Source organism: Serratia sp. LS-1 (assembly GCF_003719595.1).
GTDB lineage: Bacteria > Pseudomonadota > Gammaproteobacteria > Enterobacterales > Enterobacteriaceae > Serratia > Serratia ureilytica.
Genome location: NZ_CP033504.1, coordinates 4759310 through 4773461 on the forward strand (window position 1 = coordinate 4759310; position 14152 = coordinate 4773461).

The 14152-nt window shown below is 62.1% G+C and carries 15 protein-coding genes and 1 riboswitch; of the genes, 6 read left to right on the forward strand and 9 right to left on the reverse strand.

Translation table 11 applies throughout. The features are described from left to right. Positions 1-302: 302 nt before the first annotated feature. The 7 genes from thiH to EDY99_RS22705 all read right to left on the reverse strand — a co-directional run bounded on the left by thiH (position 303) and on the right by EDY99_RS22705 (position 6524). Positions 303-1436 (reverse strand): 2-iminoacetate synthase ThiH, encoded by a 1134-nt coding sequence (gene thiH / locus EDY99_RS22675; protein WP_123062078.1) that lies wholly within the window; start codon positions 1434-1436, stop codon positions 303-305. Continuing rightward, entirely contained in the window at positions 1436-2215 is a 780-nt protein-coding gene (locus EDY99_RS22680; protein ID WP_046688070.1) for a thiazole synthase, read from the reverse strand. The genes thiH and EDY99_RS22680 overlap by 1 nt, the downstream gene beginning before the upstream one ends. Position 2216: 1 nt before the next feature. Beyond that, entirely contained in the window at positions 2217-2417 is a 201-nt protein-coding gene (thiS, locus tag EDY99_RS22685; RefSeq protein WP_016929423.1) for a sulfur carrier protein ThiS, read from the reverse strand. Further along, the gene (locus EDY99_RS22690) at positions 2414-3163 is read right to left on the reverse strand and encodes a HesA/MoeB/ThiF family protein (RefSeq protein ID WP_123062079.1); all 750 of its coding nucleotides are present in this window, start codon (positions 3161-3163) and stop codon (positions 2414-2416) included. Before EDY99_RS22690 ends, thiS begins: the two co-directional genes overlap by 4 nt. Next, entirely contained in the window at positions 3156-3806 is a 651-nt protein-coding gene (gene thiE, locus EDY99_RS22695) for a thiamine phosphate synthase (protein WP_033652708.1), read from the reverse strand. The genes EDY99_RS22690 and thiE overlap by 8 nt, the downstream gene beginning before the upstream one ends. After that, on the reverse strand, positions 3799-5742 hold the full coding sequence (gene thiC, locus EDY99_RS22700; RefSeq protein ID WP_123062080.1) for a phosphomethylpyrimidine synthase ThiC: 1944 nt from the start codon (positions 5740-5742) through the stop codon (positions 3799-3801). Before thiC ends, thiE begins: the two co-directional genes overlap by 8 nt. Before the next feature lie 114 nt (positions 5743-5856). Then, positions 5857-5981: riboswitch (TPP riboswitch) on the reverse strand. A gap of 39 nt (positions 5982-6020) precedes the next feature. Continuing rightward, on the reverse strand, positions 6021-6524 hold the full coding sequence (locus tag EDY99_RS22705) for an Rsd/AlgQ family anti-sigma factor (RefSeq protein ID WP_019456431.1): 504 nt from the start codon (positions 6522-6524) through the stop codon (positions 6021-6023). 101 nt (positions 6525-6625) lie between these two features. Between EDY99_RS22705 and nudC the strand changes: the two genes are divergently transcribed. From nudC to EDY99_RS22735, 6 genes are all read left to right on the forward strand, one after another. Continuing rightward, positions 6626-7393 (forward strand): NAD(+) diphosphatase, encoded by a 768-nt coding sequence (gene nudC, locus EDY99_RS22710; RefSeq protein ID WP_033644901.1) that lies wholly within the window; start codon positions 6626-6628, stop codon positions 7391-7393. 38 nt (positions 7394-7431) lie between these two features. Beyond that, positions 7432-8496, forward strand: a complete 1065-nt coding sequence (gene hemE / locus EDY99_RS22715; protein ID WP_033644367.1) for a uroporphyrinogen decarboxylase — start codon at positions 7432-7434, stop codon at positions 8494-8496. 9 nt (positions 8497-8505) lie between these two features. Further along, positions 8506-9192 (forward strand): deoxyribonuclease V, encoded by a 687-nt coding sequence (gene nfi / locus EDY99_RS22720; RefSeq protein ID WP_123062081.1) that lies wholly within the window; start codon positions 8506-8508, stop codon positions 9190-9192. A gap of 48 nt (positions 9193-9240) precedes the next feature. After that, complete coding sequence (locus EDY99_RS22725; protein WP_033644369.1) at positions 9241-9831, forward strand: YjaG family protein; 591 nt, start codon at positions 9241-9243, stop codon at positions 9829-9831. 189 nt (positions 9832-10020) lie between these two features. Beyond that, on the forward strand, positions 10021-10293 hold the full coding sequence (hupA, locus tag EDY99_RS22730) for a nucleoid-associated protein HU-alpha (RefSeq protein WP_004929874.1): 273 nt from the start codon (positions 10021-10023) through the stop codon (positions 10291-10293). 36 nt (positions 10294-10329) lie between these two features. Continuing rightward, positions 10330-11001 carry a DUF1481 domain-containing protein gene (locus tag EDY99_RS22735; RefSeq protein WP_080273415.1) on the forward strand — a complete coding sequence of 224 codons (672 nt, stop codon included), beginning with the start codon at positions 10330-10332 and terminating at the stop codon, positions 10999-11001. A gap of 49 nt (positions 11002-11050) precedes the next feature. Here the strand turns inward: EDY99_RS22735 and purD are convergent, their stop codons facing one another. Both purD and purH read right to left on the reverse strand, forming a co-directional pair. Then, the gene (purD, locus tag EDY99_RS22740) at positions 11051-12334 is read right to left on the reverse strand and encodes a phosphoribosylamine--glycine ligase (RefSeq protein ID WP_046688074.1); all 1284 of its coding nucleotides are present in this window, start codon (positions 12332-12334) and stop codon (positions 11051-11053) included. 48 nt (positions 12335-12382) lie between these two features. Continuing rightward, complete coding sequence (gene purH / locus EDY99_RS22745; RefSeq protein WP_089181545.1) at positions 12383-13972, reverse strand: bifunctional phosphoribosylaminoimidazolecarboxamide formyltransferase/IMP cyclohydrolase; 1590 nt, start codon at positions 13970-13972, stop codon at positions 12383-12385. Between the last annotated feature and the right edge of the window lie 180 nt (positions 13973-14152).

The following is a 14152-nucleotide window of genomic DNA, read 5'->3' on the forward strand; positions in this document are numbered from 1 at the left end:
TGAACACCGCTATTCCCTCATCATGCCCGTCACCTGAGCCGATAAAACCGCCTGTTCGTGCGTGCCCTCAGGCGCAGGTTCCAGGATGGCCGTTGGTGAGGAACCGGAGTCGCGCAAGAGCGTCTGTGCGCGATCCGGGGTTGGATAAGGCGGGGCCATCGAGAGGGTAACGGCCCCGGCCGACACCGGGTTTGGCGGTCGGCAACGTCACTATAATCGGCGCGTTTGCCGGCGCCAGCGCCACCGTTCGGCATTGCGCGGCCGCTCCAGCGTTTTCTTCGCACGGCGGCAAACGTTGCCGCTTATTGCGCGCTGCGTCCCAGATAATCGTCCCAGTCTTTCCACACCGGCTGCAGCCCGGCGTTGCTGATGGCCTCGGCGACCTGCTGCGGCGTGCGGCCGTCGTGCGGCTCAAACTGTTCCAGCTCAGGCGGTACGTCGTCGGCATAGCCGCCGGGTTGCGTCTTGGATCCGGCGCTGACGCTATTGATCGCCACCGGGATCATATGATCGCGGAAGTACGGCGACTCCCGGGTAGACAGCGACAGCTCAACGTCCGGCGCGAACAGCCGGAAGGCGCAGATTAGCTGCACCAGCTGAGGCTCACTCATGATAGACGCGGGCTCAATGCCGCCGGCGCAGGGGCGCAGGCGTGGGAACGAGATCGAGTAGCGGCTCTGCCAATAGGTTTGCTGCAGGTAGAACAGGTGTTCCGCCAGCAGATAGCAGTCGGTTCGCCAGCTGTGGGACAGGCCGATTAACGCGCCGAGGCCGATCTTGTCGATCCCGGCGCGCCCCAGGCGATCCGGCGTGGCCAGGCGCCAATGGAAATCCTGCTTCTGGCCGCGCAGGTGGTGCTGCAGATAGGTGGCCGGATGGTAGGTTTCCTGGTACACCAGCACGCCGTCCAGGCCCAGCGTTTTCAGTTCGGCGTATTCCTCCTGCGCCAGCGGCTGCACTTCCATCATCAGCGAGCTGAAGTGGCGGCGGATCGCCGGAATGTGCTGGCGGAAATAGTCCATACCGACCTTGGTCTGATGTTCGCCGGTGACCAGCAACAGATGTTCGAACCCCAGCGCCTTGATGGCTTCGCACTCGCGCGCAATCTCCGCCGCATCCAGCGTTTTGCGCTTGATGCGGTTGCTCATCGAAAAGCCGCAGTAGGTGCAGTCGTTGGCGCACAGGTTGGACAGGTACAGCGGCACATAGAAGCTGACGACGTTGCCGAACCGCTGACGGGTCAGCCACTGCGCGCGTTGCGCCAACGGTTCCAGATACGGCGCGGCCGCGGGGGAGATCAGCGCCATAAAGTCGTCGCGCGTCAGCTTGTCGGCGTTCAATGCGCGTTCCACGTCGCGCGCCGTTTTGCCGTTGATGCGCAGCGTAATGTCGTCCCAGTCCAGCTGTTGCCAGCGGCTACTGAAATCGTCGGTCATCACTGCGCCTCCTCTGGCTGGCTGAGGAAAGCGGTCAGCGGGCTGGACGCGACCGCGCCGCGCTGGCTGGAGCCTAATCCGGCGCTGCGTGCCAGCTCGCCGGCCTCCAGCGCCAGGCGAAATGCCCGCGCCATCTGCACCGGATCGCGCGCCACGGCGATGGCGGTATTCACCAGCACCGCGTCGGCGCCCAGCTCCATCGCTTCCAGCGCGTGGCTTGGCGCGCCGATGCCGGCGTCTACCACCACCGGCACCTTAGCTTGCTCGATGATGATTTCGAGGAAGTCACGGGTGCGCAGACCGCGGTTGGAGCCGATAGGGGCGCCGAGCGGCATCACCACTGCGCATCCCACTTCTTCCAGCCGTTTGCACAGCACCGGATCGGCGCCGCAGTAGGGCAGCACCACAAAACCGTCTTTCACCAGCGTTTCCGCCGCCTTCAGCGTTTCTATCGGATCCGGCAGCAGGTATTTCACATCGGGATGGATCTCCAGCTTCACCCAGTGGGTGCCGAGCGCTTCGCGCGCCAGTCGGGCGGCGAACACCGCTTCGGCGGCCGTTTTGGCGCCGGAGGTATTGGGCAACAGCCTGACGCCCAACTGTTGCAGCGGCGCCAAAATGGCGTCGTTGCCGCCGCGCAGATCGACGCGCTTCATGGCCATGGTCACCAGCTGTGAGCCGGAGGCCGCCAGCGCCTCCAACATCAGCGCCGGGGTGGCGAACTTGCCGGTGCCGGTGAACAGGCGCGAGGTAAAAGTGGTATCGGCGATTTTCAGCATGTCAGCCTCCGGCGATCGCTTGAAACAGCAAAATGTCGTCACCGTCCTGCACCTGATGGTCGGCCCAGTCGGCGCGTGGGATGATGGTTTGGTTGATAGCCAGCGCGGTGCCCGGCTGGTGGCGTTCCAACTGGGTCAGCAGGGCGGCGACGCTGAGCGGCTGTGCCAGCTCCAGCGGTTGGTCGTTCAGACGGATCTTCATGCGGCGCCTCCGCAGACCGGGCAGGCGCGGGCCCGGCTCAGCTGCAGCGTGCTCCAGCTCTGCTGCTTGCCGTCGAACAGCCGCAGCTTGCCGCTGAGGGAGGCAGGCAGGCCGGCCAGCATCTTGATGGCCTCCAGCGCTTGCAGAGTGCCGATCACGCCGACCACCGGGCCGAGCACCCCGGCGGTGCGGCAGTTGCGCTGCGGTTCTTCCTGCTCCGGGTACAGGCAGGCGTAGCAGCCGTGCGCATAGGGCGGCTCGAGCACCAGCAGCTGGCCGCTGAAACCCACTGCGCTGCCGCTGATCAGCGGCTTGGCGGCGGCGATGCAGGCGGCGTTGACCTCATGGCGGGTCGCCATGTTGTCGCAGCAGTCCAGCACCAGATCGGCGCGGGCGACCGCGTCGCGCAGCGCTTGCCCTTGCAGCCGCTGGGCCAGCGGGATGGACTCCACCAACGGGTTCAACGCCTGCAGATGGCGTTGCGCCAGCGCCGCCTTGCCGGTGGCGGTATCGGCGCTGCGGTACAGGATTTGCCGCTGCAGGTTGGTGACGTGCAGCGTGTCGTCGTCGGCCAGCAGCAGCGTGCCGACCCCGGCGGCGGCCAGATACAGCGAAGCCGGGGACCCCAGCCCCCCCAGGCCGACGATCAGCACCGTGGCGCGCTTGAGTTTTTCCTGACCTTCCGGGCCGACATCCTCCAGCAGCAGCTGGCGGCTGTAGCGCAGGAACTCCCGATCGTTAAGCATCGTTCGGCTCCTTACCTTCGATCAGCCGCAGCAGTTCGGCCGTCGCCGCGCGCCAGTCCGGCGCCTGGGTGATGGCGCTGACCACCGCCACGCTGCCGACGCCGCACGCCAGCACCGCCGGTACGCGATCGATACTGATCCCGCCGATCGCCACCGTCGGGTAATCCGCCAAACCGGCGATGTGGCGTTTTAACTCCGCTAGCCCCTGCGGCGCAGAAGGCATGTCTTTGGTCTGGGTGGGGAAGATGTGCCCCAGCGCGATGTAGGAGGGTTTCACCGCCAGCGCGCGCGCCAGCTCGGCATCGTCATGGGTGGAAACGCCGAGCCGCAGCCCGGCGCGGTGAATAGCCGCCAGATCGGTGGTATCGAGATCTTCCTGGCCCAGATGCACGCCGTAGGCGCCGTGCTTGATCGCCAGCCGCCAGTAATCGTTGATGAACAGCCGCGCCTGATAACGCCGGCCCAGCGCGATGGCGGCGGCGATATCCTCTTCGACCTGCTCGTCCGGCAGATCCTTGATGCGCAGCTGGATCGTGGTAACGCCGGCCTCCAGCAGGCGAGCGATCCACGCCACGCTGTCGACAACCGGGTAAAGCCCCAGTTTGTGGGGCGTCGCCGGGAAGGGCGTCGTGATATCAGTCATTGCTCGTCTCCTCCTGCAGATTGCCGGCGCTGTGATACAGCTCGCTGCCGCGGGCGCGGAACTCGGCGGACATTTTCTCCATGCCGGTCAGCTGCACCTCGATCGGTTTGGCGGCCTCTTGGGCGGCGGCATAGTCGCGCACCTCTTGTGAAATCTTCATCGAGCAGAATTTCGGTCCGCACATCGAGCAGAAGTGAGCGATCTTGCCGGACTCCTGCGGCAGGGTTTCGTCGTGATAGGCGCGCGCGGTGGCCGGATCGAGCGCCAGATTGAACTGATCTTCCCAGCGGAATTCGAAACGCGCCTTGGACATGGCGTTATCGCGAATTTGCGCGCCCGGATGGCCTTTGGCCAGATCGGCGGCGTGGGCGGCGATCTTGTAGGTGATCAGGCCCTGTTTGACGTCCTCTTTATTCGGCAGGCCGAGGTGCTCTTTCGGCGTGACGTAACACAGCATGGCGCAGCCGAACCAGCCAATCATTGCCGCGCCGATGCCGGAGGTGAAATGGTCATAGCCCGGTGCGATATCGGTGGTCAGCGGGCCGAGGGTGTAGAACGGCGCTTCGTGGCAGTGTTCCAGCTCTTCGGTCATGTTGCGGCGGATCATCTGCATCGGCACATGGCCCGGGCCTTCGATCATCACCTGCACGTCGTATTCCCAGGCAATTTTGGTCAGCTCGCCCAGCGTATGCAGTTCGGCGAACTGGGCTTCGTCGTTGGCGTCCTGAATCGAGCCGGGGCGCAGGCCGTCACCGAGCGACAGCGAAACGTCGTAGGCGGCGCAGATCTCGCAGATTTCACGGAAGTGCTGATAGAGGAAGTTTTCCTGATGGTGCGACAGGCACCATTTGGCCATGATCGAGCCACCGCGCGACACGATGCCGGTCAGGCGTTTGGCGGTCATCGGCACATAGCGCAGCAGCACGCCGGCGTGGATGGTGAAGTAATCGACCCCTTGTTCCGCCTGTTCCAGCAGCGTATCGCGGAACATCGCCCAGGTGAGGTTTTCCGCCACGCCGTTGACCTTCTCCAGCGCCTGGTAGATAGGCACGGTGCCGATGGGCACCGGGCTGTTGCGCAGGATCCACTCGCGGGTTTCGTGAATATAGCGGCCGGTGGAGAGATCCATCACGGTGTCTGCGCCCCAGCGGGTGGCCCACACCAGCTTCTCCACCTCTTCTTCGATCGACGACGTGACCGCCGAGTTGCCGATATTGGCGTTCACCTTCACCAGGAAATTGCGGCCGATGATCATCGGCTCCGCCTCCGGGTGATTGATGTTGGCGGGAATGATGGCGCGGCCGGCGGCCACTTCCTGGCGCACGAACTCCGGCGTGATGTTGTCCGGCAGGTTGGCGCCCCAGCCCTGGCCCGGATGCTGGTGGCGCAGCACCTCGCCGCGAATGCGTTCGCGCCCCATGTTTTCACGGATGGCGATGAACTCCATCTCCGGGGTGACGATGCCGGCGCGGGCATAGTGCAGTTGGGTCACGCACTTGCCCGGCAACGCCTTGCGCGGCAGCGGCAGATGTTCGAAGCGCAGGTGATCCAGCCCCTCGTCCGCCAGACGCTGTTGGGTGAAGCCGGAACTGGCGCCGCTCAGGGTCGCGGTATCGCCGCGCGCGTCGATCCAGCCGGCGCGCAGCTTGGCCAGGCCGGCGTGCACATCGAGCTCGGCCTGCGGATCGCCGTATGGGCCTGCGGTGTCATATACCGGGATCGCCTCGTTCTGTTCATACTGCGGGCTATCTTTGCTGCCGCCGACCAGGGTCGGGCTGAGCTGAATTTCGCGCATCGGCACCTGGATATCGCGGCGCGAGCCCTGCAGGTAGATGCGGCGTGAGTTTGGGAAAGCCATGCCTTGCAGCGTGTCGATAAACTGCTGGGCGGCTTCGCGTTGCGCTTTACGGGCGCGCGGTGGATTAACGTTAGACATAGCAAGTTCCTACCAGTGTGTTGGGTTGGGAAAGTTGCTTGTCTGGAGCTCGGAGGGAGTAATGATGGTGGCCGATAAGGCTGGACGCCCGCAAGGGGAAGGCCGTGCCTGTGGCGATAGATTACTCTTGTTCCCTTCGCGGGTATTAGCCCGATCAGGTTCCGCGGATCCCGAATTAACGGTCTCAGCCTGGCTGATTCGATGAACAAATCAGGCGCTAGGCACTCCGACAAGATGCCCCCCAGTATAGGAGGGATAAGAAAAAAAACTATAAAATTTTAACGCGCCGGATCCAGCGCCTGGTCCGGCAGCGGTTGCTGCGCGGCCTCCGCTTCCAACAGGATCAGCTTATCTTCCAGCGCAAAGCGCGCCGCCAGCGTTTCGCCGATATCCGACAAGGCCTGATGGAATTCCAGACAGACCTCCTGATCGATATCCACTTCGGTATAGCGATCGTGGAACGCCATGATCTGTTCGGTATTGGCCCATAGCTTGGGGTAGATGTTCACCGCCAGCGACATTTTCGGACTGGCTGCGCCTTCCACTTGTTTGATAATTCTGTCATAGATATGAAAATGCCCTGCGGAGAGGTAATCCACCAGGTTATGGCAAAAGTTCTCCAGCGCTTTTTCATTCAGCGGCGTATGCTTTTCTTTATTCGGTTTGAGGCCTACCAGCGTGCAGTAGGCGACCAGCAACTGCTTGCGGGCCTGAAGCCATTGATCAACTAATTCATTACTACCGCCAACGCGCTGAGTCAGCCTTTCCAAACGGTTGAGCATGTTTGACTCCGTGTAAGTAATAAAAGTAACCGGTAAGTTATTAAAATGTAACAAAGCCGATTTGTAGAGTGCCAGTGAAGCTGAGGTTGTGCAACAACGATATGGAACTTGCATTAACGGGCAATGAAAACGGCTGGTGGATCGTCAGCCATGAAAGCAAACTTTGGTTACCGAACGGTGAATTGCCGTCGGGGACGGCCGCCGTCCTCGGGCTGCAGGGCCACATGGCGCGCATCATCGGTGAGTGGGAGGGCGCGCCGGTCTGGCTGGTGCGCCAGGCGATGCCGCGGGAGATGGGATCGGTGCGTCAGCTGTTGGATCAGGATCGCGGTCTGTTCCAGCTTGCCGGGCGCGGCGTGCAGCTGGCGGATTTCTACCGCTCCCATCGCTTTTGCGGCTACTGCGGCCATGAGATGCATCTCAGCCGCACCGAAAGCGCCTGCCTCTGCGGCCACTGCAAAGAACGGTACTACCCGCAGATTGCGCCCTGCGTGATCGTCGCCATTCGGCGCGACGATCAGATCCTGCTGGCGCAGCACGTGCGCCATCGCGGCGGTATCCACACGGTGCTGGCCGGTTTCGTCGAAGTGGGCGAAACGCTGGAGCAGGCGGTGGCGCGCGAAGTGATGGAAGAGAGCAATATCGAAATCAAGAACCTGCGCTACGTCACTTCACAACCCTGGCCGTTCCCACACTCGCTGATGATGGCCTTTATGGCCGATTACCATCAGGGCGACCTTCGTCACGATCCCAAGGAGCTGCTTAACGCCGGCTGGTATCGCTACGACCAACTGCCGCTGTTGCCGCCGCCCGGCACCGTGGCGCGCCGGTTGATTGAGGACACCGTGGCGCTGTGCCGGGAAGAATAATGTACAATGGCCGGCAGATTATTAAGGGAGCCCCATAAATGACTGAGTTGAAGAACGATCGCTACCTGCGCGCGCTGTTGCGCCAGCCGGTGGATGTGACCCCCGTATGGATGATGCGCCAGGCCGGTCGTTATTTGCCGGAGTACAAGGCGACCCGCGCCCAGGCCGGTGATTTCATGTCGCTGTGCAAGAACGCGGAGCTGGCCTGTGAGGTTACGCTGCAGCCGCTGCGCCGCTATGCGCTGGACGCCGCCATTCTGTTCTCCGACATTCTCACCATTCCCGACGCCATGGGGCTTGGCCTGTACTTTGAAGCCGGCGAAGGCCCGCGTTTCAGCTCACCTATCACCTGCCGTGCCGACGTCGACAAACTGCCGGCGTTTGATCCGGAAGTGGAGCTGGGCTATGTGATGAACGCGGTGCGCACCATCCGCCGCGAGCTGAAGGGCGAAGTGCCGCTGATCGGCTTCTCCGGCAGCCCGTGGACGCTGGCTACCTATATGGTTGAAGGCGGGAGCAGCAAGGCCTTCACCAAGCTGAAAAAAATGATGTATGCCGAACCGGCCACGCTGCACCTGTTGCTGGACAAGCTGGCGGACAGCGTGATCCTGTACCTCAACGCCCAAATCAAGGCCGGCGCGCAGTCGGTGATGGTGTTCGACACCTGGGGCGGGGTGCTGACCGGGCGCGATTACCGCGAGTTCTCGTTGCACTACATGCACAAGATCGTCGATGGCCTGCTGCGTGAAAATGACGGCCGCCGCGTGCCGGTGACGCTGTTTACCAAAGGCGGCGGGCAGTGGCTGGAGGCGATGGCCGCTACCGGCTGCGATGCGCTGGGGCTGGACTGGACCACCGATATCGCCGACGCGCGTCGGCGCGTGGGCGACAAAGTGGCGCTGCAGGGCAATATGGATCCGTCGATGCTGTATGCCTCCCCGGCGCGCATCGCGGAAGAGGTGGAGACCATTCTGGCCGGTTTTGGCCACGGCAACGGTCATGTGTTCAACCTGGGCCACGGCATCCATCAGGATGTGCCGCCTGAGCACGCCGGCGCCTTCGTCGAGGCGGTGCACGCGCAGTCGGCGAAATACCACCGTTAAGGATTCGATGTGACCGATATGCAGGCCCTGCGCGCCGAACAGCTGCGGCGCGCGGCTGAAGTCATTCGCTACGACGATCTGCCGGCCGAACCGCCGGCCTTCATCGCCGGCGCCGACGTGGGCTTCGAGCAGGAGGGGGCGGTGACGCGTGCCGCTATCGCCATACTGCGCTATCCGTCGCTGGAGCTGGTGGAATATCAGGTGGCGCGCATCGTCACCGTCATGCCTTATATCCCGGGCTTCCTGTCGTTTCGCGAATACCCGGCGCTGTTGGCCGCCTGGGCACAGCTGCGGCAAAAGCCGGGGCTGATCTTCGTCGATGGGCATGGCATTTCACATCCGCGGCGCCTCGGCGTCGCCAGCCATTTCGGCCTGCTGGTCGATGTACCGACCATCGGCGTGGCCAAGAAGCGCCTGTGCGGCAAATTCGCGCCGCTGGAGGCCGCCGTCGGCGCGCTGGCACCGTTGGAAGATAAGGGGGAACAGCTGGGCTGGGTATGGCGCAGCAAGGCGCGCTGCAACCCGCTGTTCATCTCTACCGGTCACCGCGTGGGCGCCGACAGCGCGCTGGCGTGGGTGCAGCGCTGTATGGCGGGCTACCGTTTGCCGGAGCCGACCCGCTGGGCCGACGCCATCGCTTCGCGCCGTCCGGCGTTTCAGCGTTGGTTGCAGCAGCATCCGGAGGTGTCGCCATGAGCGATTTCGGGTACACTGCGCCGCAGATAACGCGTAAGAGAGTAAAGCATGCTACGTAACCCGATTCATTTACGTCTGGAACGGCACGAGGCTTGGCAACATTTGACCTTTATGGCCAGTTTGTGCGAGCGTATGTACCCGAATTACCAGATGTTCTGCAAACAGACCGAGTTCGGCGATCCGGCGATTTATCGCCGCATTCTGGATTTGGTGTGGGAAACGCTGGTGGTGAAGGACGCCAAGGTCAACTTCGACAGCCAGCTCGAGAAGTTGGAAGAGGCGATTCCGTCGGCGGAAGATTACGATCTTTACGGCGTTTACCCGGCAATTGATGCCTGTATCGCATTAGGGGAACTGATCCATTCGCGGCTCGGCGGGGAGACGCTGGAGCACGCCATCGCCATCAGCGAAACATCGATTCGCACCGTGGCGATGTTGGAAATGACTCAAGCCGGTAGGGAAATGACCGACGAAGAGTTGGGAAGTTTGCCTGCGGTAGAGGAAGAATGGGACATTCAATGGGAAATTTTCCGCCTGTTGGACGCCTGTGAAGAGCGCGATATAGACCTGATCAAGGGGCTGCGATCCGACCTGCGAGAGGCCGGTGTCAGCAACATCGGGATAAATTTAGCGCAATAAGGCAACAAAACGTGATTTAACGCCTGATTTGTCATGCCTTAAGGCTTCACATCCGCACCCTGTCTGGTCTACATTTGGGGGGCGTAAAAAAAGTGGCTATCGGTGCGTGTATGCAGGAGAGTGCTGTCAATCGGCATATCCGTCGCACTCGATGCTTTGCAAACGATAAACACACTGTAAGGATAACTTATGAACAAGACTCAACTGATTGATGTAATCGCGGACAAGGCTGACCTTTCCAAAGCACAAGCTAAACTGGCTCTGGAATCCACCCTGGCTGCTATTACTGAGTCTCTGAAAGAAGGTGATGCAGTACAATTGGTTGGCTTCGGTACTTTCAAAGTAAACCATCGTAGCGAGCGCACTGGCCGCAACCCACAGACTGGCAAAGAAATCAAAATCGCAGCAGCCAACGTGCCTGCGTTCGTTTCTGGCAAAGCACTGAAAGACGCTGTTAAATAAGACCGCGCCTCGGTGAAAAGATTAAACAGAGGGGCGATGGCGCCCCTTTTGTTTACTCGTCGGGTGCTCATGGCCGCCGGCATCGCCCTCGGTCTGAGCGCCTGCAGTTTCCATTCCGATATTCCCAGCTTTACCGCCAGCGGCTTTGTGGCCGATCAAGGCGTGATACGCCTGTGGCGTAAAGACGATGAGCAACATCGCCCGCAGGTGCTGGTCAGCGTCTATAGTCCCTACCGCGGACCGGGTACCATCACCACGCTGTACACCTATCAGGGCGACGTGCTGCGCCAAATCAAACGCAACGACGCCGACGGCGATCGAGATTCCATTCAACTGCGCTTTGCCGACGACGGCACGGTGAGCTTTATGCAGCGCCAGCTGGCGACACGCCGCGAACCGTTGACCCGCGATGAAATCGCCCTGTATCAATATCAGGCGCGACGTATCCTCGAAGTCAGCAATGCGCTGCGCGCCGGCAAGGTCAAATTGCTGCAGGGGCGTTGGTTGCAGGGCGAAGTGCAAACCTGCGACGGGCAGCGCTTAAAACCCGGGTTGGATGCCTCCGCCATCGCCTGGATCGAAAAACGCGCCCGCAGCAGCAGCCGGCCGGTGAGCGTCGCCTGGTTGGAAGCGCCGGAAGGCAGCGAGCTGCTGCTGGTAGCAAACGACGACTTCTGCAGCTGGGAACCGAAAGAAGACCAGCTATAAAAAAGGCCCCGCGCTGCGGAGCCTCTTGTCATGACCTTATCAGGTCGAATCACTTGCCGCGCGCAATCGCGCGATAACCGATATCTTTGCGGCAGAAGCTGCCCGGCCACTGGATGCCTTCCGCCAGCTGATAGGCGCGTTGTTGCGCCTGCGCCACGGTGTCGCCCAGCGCCGTCACGCACAGAACGCGACCGCCGCTGGTGACGACGTCATCGCCCTGCAGGCGCGTGCCGGCATGGAAGACCTTACCGTCGGCGCTTTCCTGTTGCGGCAGCCCCTGGATCACCTCGCCGTTGCGATAGTCACCCGGATAACCGCCGGCCGCCAGCACCACGCCGAGCGCGGGGCGCTCGTCCCAGTCGGAGGTTTTCTCGTTCAGGCGACCTTCGGCTCCCGCCAGGCACAGTTCCACCAGATCGGAACGCAGGCGCAGCATGATCGGCTGGGTTTCCGGATCGCCGAAACGACAGTTGAATTCGATCACCTTCGGCTGGCCGTCGGCGGCGATCATCAGGCCGGCGTAAAGGAAGCCGACGTAGGTGTTGCCTTCCGCCGCCATGCCGCGCACCGTCGGCCAGATCACCTGGTCCATGGCGCGCCGGTGGATTTCGTCGGTCACTACCGGTGCGGGAGAATAGGCGCCCATGCCGCCGGTGTTCGGGCCGGTGTCGCCGTCGCCGACGCGCTTGTGGTCCTGGCTGGTGGCCATCGGCACCACGTTCTCGCCGTCGACCATCACGATGAAGCTGGCCTCTTCACCGTCAAGGAACTCTTCCACCACGATGCGATGACCGGCGTCGCCGAAGGCGTTGCCGGCCAACATGTCGCGCACCGCCTCTTCCGCTTCCTGCAGCGTCATCGCGACGATCACGCCTTTACCGGCCGCCAGGCCATCGGCCTTGATGACGATCGGCGCGCCTTTGCTGCGCACGTAGGCCAGCGCCGGCTCCACGTCGGTGAAGTTTTCATATTCGGCGGTCGGGATGCGGTGGCGCGCCAGGAAATCCTTAGTGAAAGCTTTGGAGCCTTCGAGCTGCGCGGCGGCCTGCGTCGGGCCGAAGATTTTCAGACCGGCGGCCTGGAAGGCGTCGACCACGCCAATCACCAGCGGGGCTTCCGGCCCGACGATGGTCAGACCGATGTCATGGCTCTGGGCGAAAGCGACCAGGGCGGGGATATCGGTGGCGGCGATCGCCACGTTCTCCAGATTGGCTTCCAGCGCGGTACCGGCATTGCCCGGCGCAACGTAGACTTTATCCGCCAGCGGAGACTGGGCGGCTTTCCAGGCCAGCGCGTGTTCGCGCCCGCCGTTGCCGATAATCAAAATGTTCATCAGGGGCTCCACGAATGGCGTGCGCCGGAGCGCACGCGGCAAAAGGAATTAATGGCGGAAATGACGCATGTCGGTGAAGATCATCGCGATGCCGTGTTCGTTGGCGGCGGCGATCACTTCGTCGTCGCGGATCGAGCCGCCAGGCTGGATCACGCAGGTGATGCCGACTGCAGCTGCGGCATCGATGCCGTCACGGAACGGGAAGAAGGCGTCGGAGGCCATGGCGGATCCTTTCACTTCCAGCCCTTCGTCGCTCGCTTTGATGCCGGCGATCTTGGCGGAATAAACGCGGCTCATCTGGCCGGCGCCTATGCCGATGGTCATGTTGTCACGTGCATAAACGATGGCGTTGGATTTCACGAACTTGGCCACTTTCCAGCAGAACAGCGCGTCACGCAGTTCCTGTTCGGTCGGTTGGCGCTCGGATACCACGCGCAGATCGGCGGCGGTCACCATGCCGAGATCGCGATCCTGTACCAGCAGCCCGCCGTTGACGCGCTTGAAGTCCAGCCCCGCCACGCGTTGCTGCCACTGGCCGCAGGCCAGCACGCGCACGTTCTGTTTGGCGGCCAGCAGGGAGCGCGCTTCCTGAGTGACGTTTGGCGCGATGATCACTTCCACGAACTGGCGGCTGATGATCGCCTGCGCGGTGGCGGCGTCCAGCTCGCGGTTAAAGGCGATGATGCCGCCGAAGGCGGAAGTCGGGTCGGTTTGGTAAGCGCGCTCATAGGCGGCGAGGATGTCGTCGCCGATCGCCACGCCGCAAGGGTTGGCGTGCTTGACGATCACGCAGGCCGGTTCGGCAAACTCTTTCACGCATTCCAGCGCGGCGTCGGTATCGGCGATGTTGTTATAGGACAGCGCTTTGCCCTGCAGCTGCTCGGCGGTCGCGACGGACGCTTCCTTTACCTCTTCTTCTATATAGAAGGCGGCTTGCTGGTGGCTGTTCTCACCGTAACGCATATCCTGCTTCTTGATGTAGTTGAGGTTCAGGGTACGAGGGAAGCGGCCGGACGGCTGTTCGGTCTCGCCGTGGTACGCCGGCACCAGCGCGCCGAAGTAGTTGGCGATCATGCTGTCGTAGGCGGCGGTGTGTTCGAAAGCCTTGATGGCGAGATCGAAGCGGGTGGCATAGCGCAGCGAGCCGTCGTTGTTGTCCATCTCGGTAATGATGGCGGCGTAGTCGCTGCTCTTCACCACGATGGCGACGTCTTTATGGTTCTTGGCGGCGGAGCGCACCATGGTCGGGCCGCCGATATCGATATTTTCGACCGCGTCTTCCAGCGAGCAATCCGGGCGCGCCACGGTTTGGGCGAACGGGTACAGATTGACGACCACCATGTCGATAGGCTGGATGTCATGCTGATTCATGACCGCGTCGTCCTGGCCGCGGCGGCCGAGGATACCGCCGTGAACTTTCGGGTGCAGGGTCTTTACTCGTCCGTCCATCATCTCCGGGAAGCCGGTATAGTCGGAAACTTCGGTAACGGGCAGACCGGCGTCTGCCAGCAGGCGGGCGGTGCCGCCGGTGGAGAGCAGTTCAACGCCGCGCTGGGAAAGCGCTTCGGCGAATTCAACGATACCGGCTTTGTCAGACACGCTGAGCAGAGCCCGGCGAATTGGACGAGGTTGTTGCATGGTTTTATCCCTTGGCTTTGAGTCGCAATTAAAGAGCGTTACGTGAATGTCCACCTCGATCTCTCTATAAAGCGCGGTTTTCTGCCTTATAAAGGGAGGGACAGGCACAAATTCAGGTAACGCCCCCGTAAAAAGGGGGATCGTTTCGTCGCGGGGAATTGTAGCGAAAACGTTTGCGTG

Excerpts from the sequence above, each read along its gene's own strand:
- purD (WP_046688074.1), bottom strand. The coding sequence starts at position 12,334 with ATGAACATTTTGATTATCGGCAACGGCGGGCGCGAACACGCGCTGGCC.
- EDY99_RS22705 (WP_019456431.1), bottom strand. The coding sequence starts at position 6,524 with ATGCTCAACCGTTTGGAAAGGCTGACTCAGCGCGTTGGCGGTAGTAAT.
- thiC (WP_123062080.1), bottom strand. The coding sequence starts at position 5,742 with ATGTCTAACGTTAATCCACCGCGCGCCCGTAAAGCGCAACGCGAAGCC.
- hupA (WP_004929874.1), top strand. The coding sequence starts at position 10,021 with ATGAACAAGACTCAACTGATTGATGTAATCGCGGACAAGGCTGACCTT.
- purH (WP_089181545.1), bottom strand. The coding sequence starts at position 13,972 with ATGCAACAACCTCGTCCAATTCGCCGGGCTCTGCTCAGCGTGTCTGAC.
- EDY99_RS22735 (WP_080273415.1), top strand. The coding sequence starts at position 10,330 with ATGGCGCCCCTTTTGTTTACTCGTCGGGTGCTCATGGCCGCCGGCATC.
- EDY99_RS22690 (WP_123062079.1), bottom strand. The coding sequence starts at position 3,163 with ATGCTTAACGATCGGGAGTTCCTGCGCTACAGCCGCCAGCTGCTGCTG.
- EDY99_RS22725 (WP_033644369.1), top strand. The coding sequence starts at position 9,241 with ATGCTACGTAACCCGATTCATTTACGTCTGGAACGGCACGAGGCTTGG.
- thiE (WP_033652708.1), bottom strand. The coding sequence starts at position 3,806 with ATGACTGATATCACGACGCCCTTCCCGGCGACGCCCCACAAACTGGGG.
- thiH (WP_123062078.1), bottom strand. The coding sequence starts at position 1,436 with ATGACCGACGATTTCAGTAGCCGCTGGCAACAGCTGGACTGGGACGAC.
- EDY99_RS22680 (WP_046688070.1), bottom strand. The coding sequence starts at position 2,215 with ATGCTGAAAATCGCCGATACCACTTTTACCTCGCGCCTGTTCACCGGC.
- thiS (WP_016929423.1), bottom strand. The coding sequence starts at position 2,417 with ATGAAGATCCGTCTGAACGACCAACCGCTGGAGCTGGCACAGCCGCTC.
- nudC (WP_033644901.1), top strand. The coding sequence starts at position 6,626 with ATGGAACTTGCATTAACGGGCAATGAAAACGGCTGGTGGATCGTCAGC.
- hemE (WP_033644367.1), top strand. The coding sequence starts at position 7,432 with ATGACTGAGTTGAAGAACGATCGCTACCTGCGCGCGCTGTTGCGCCAG.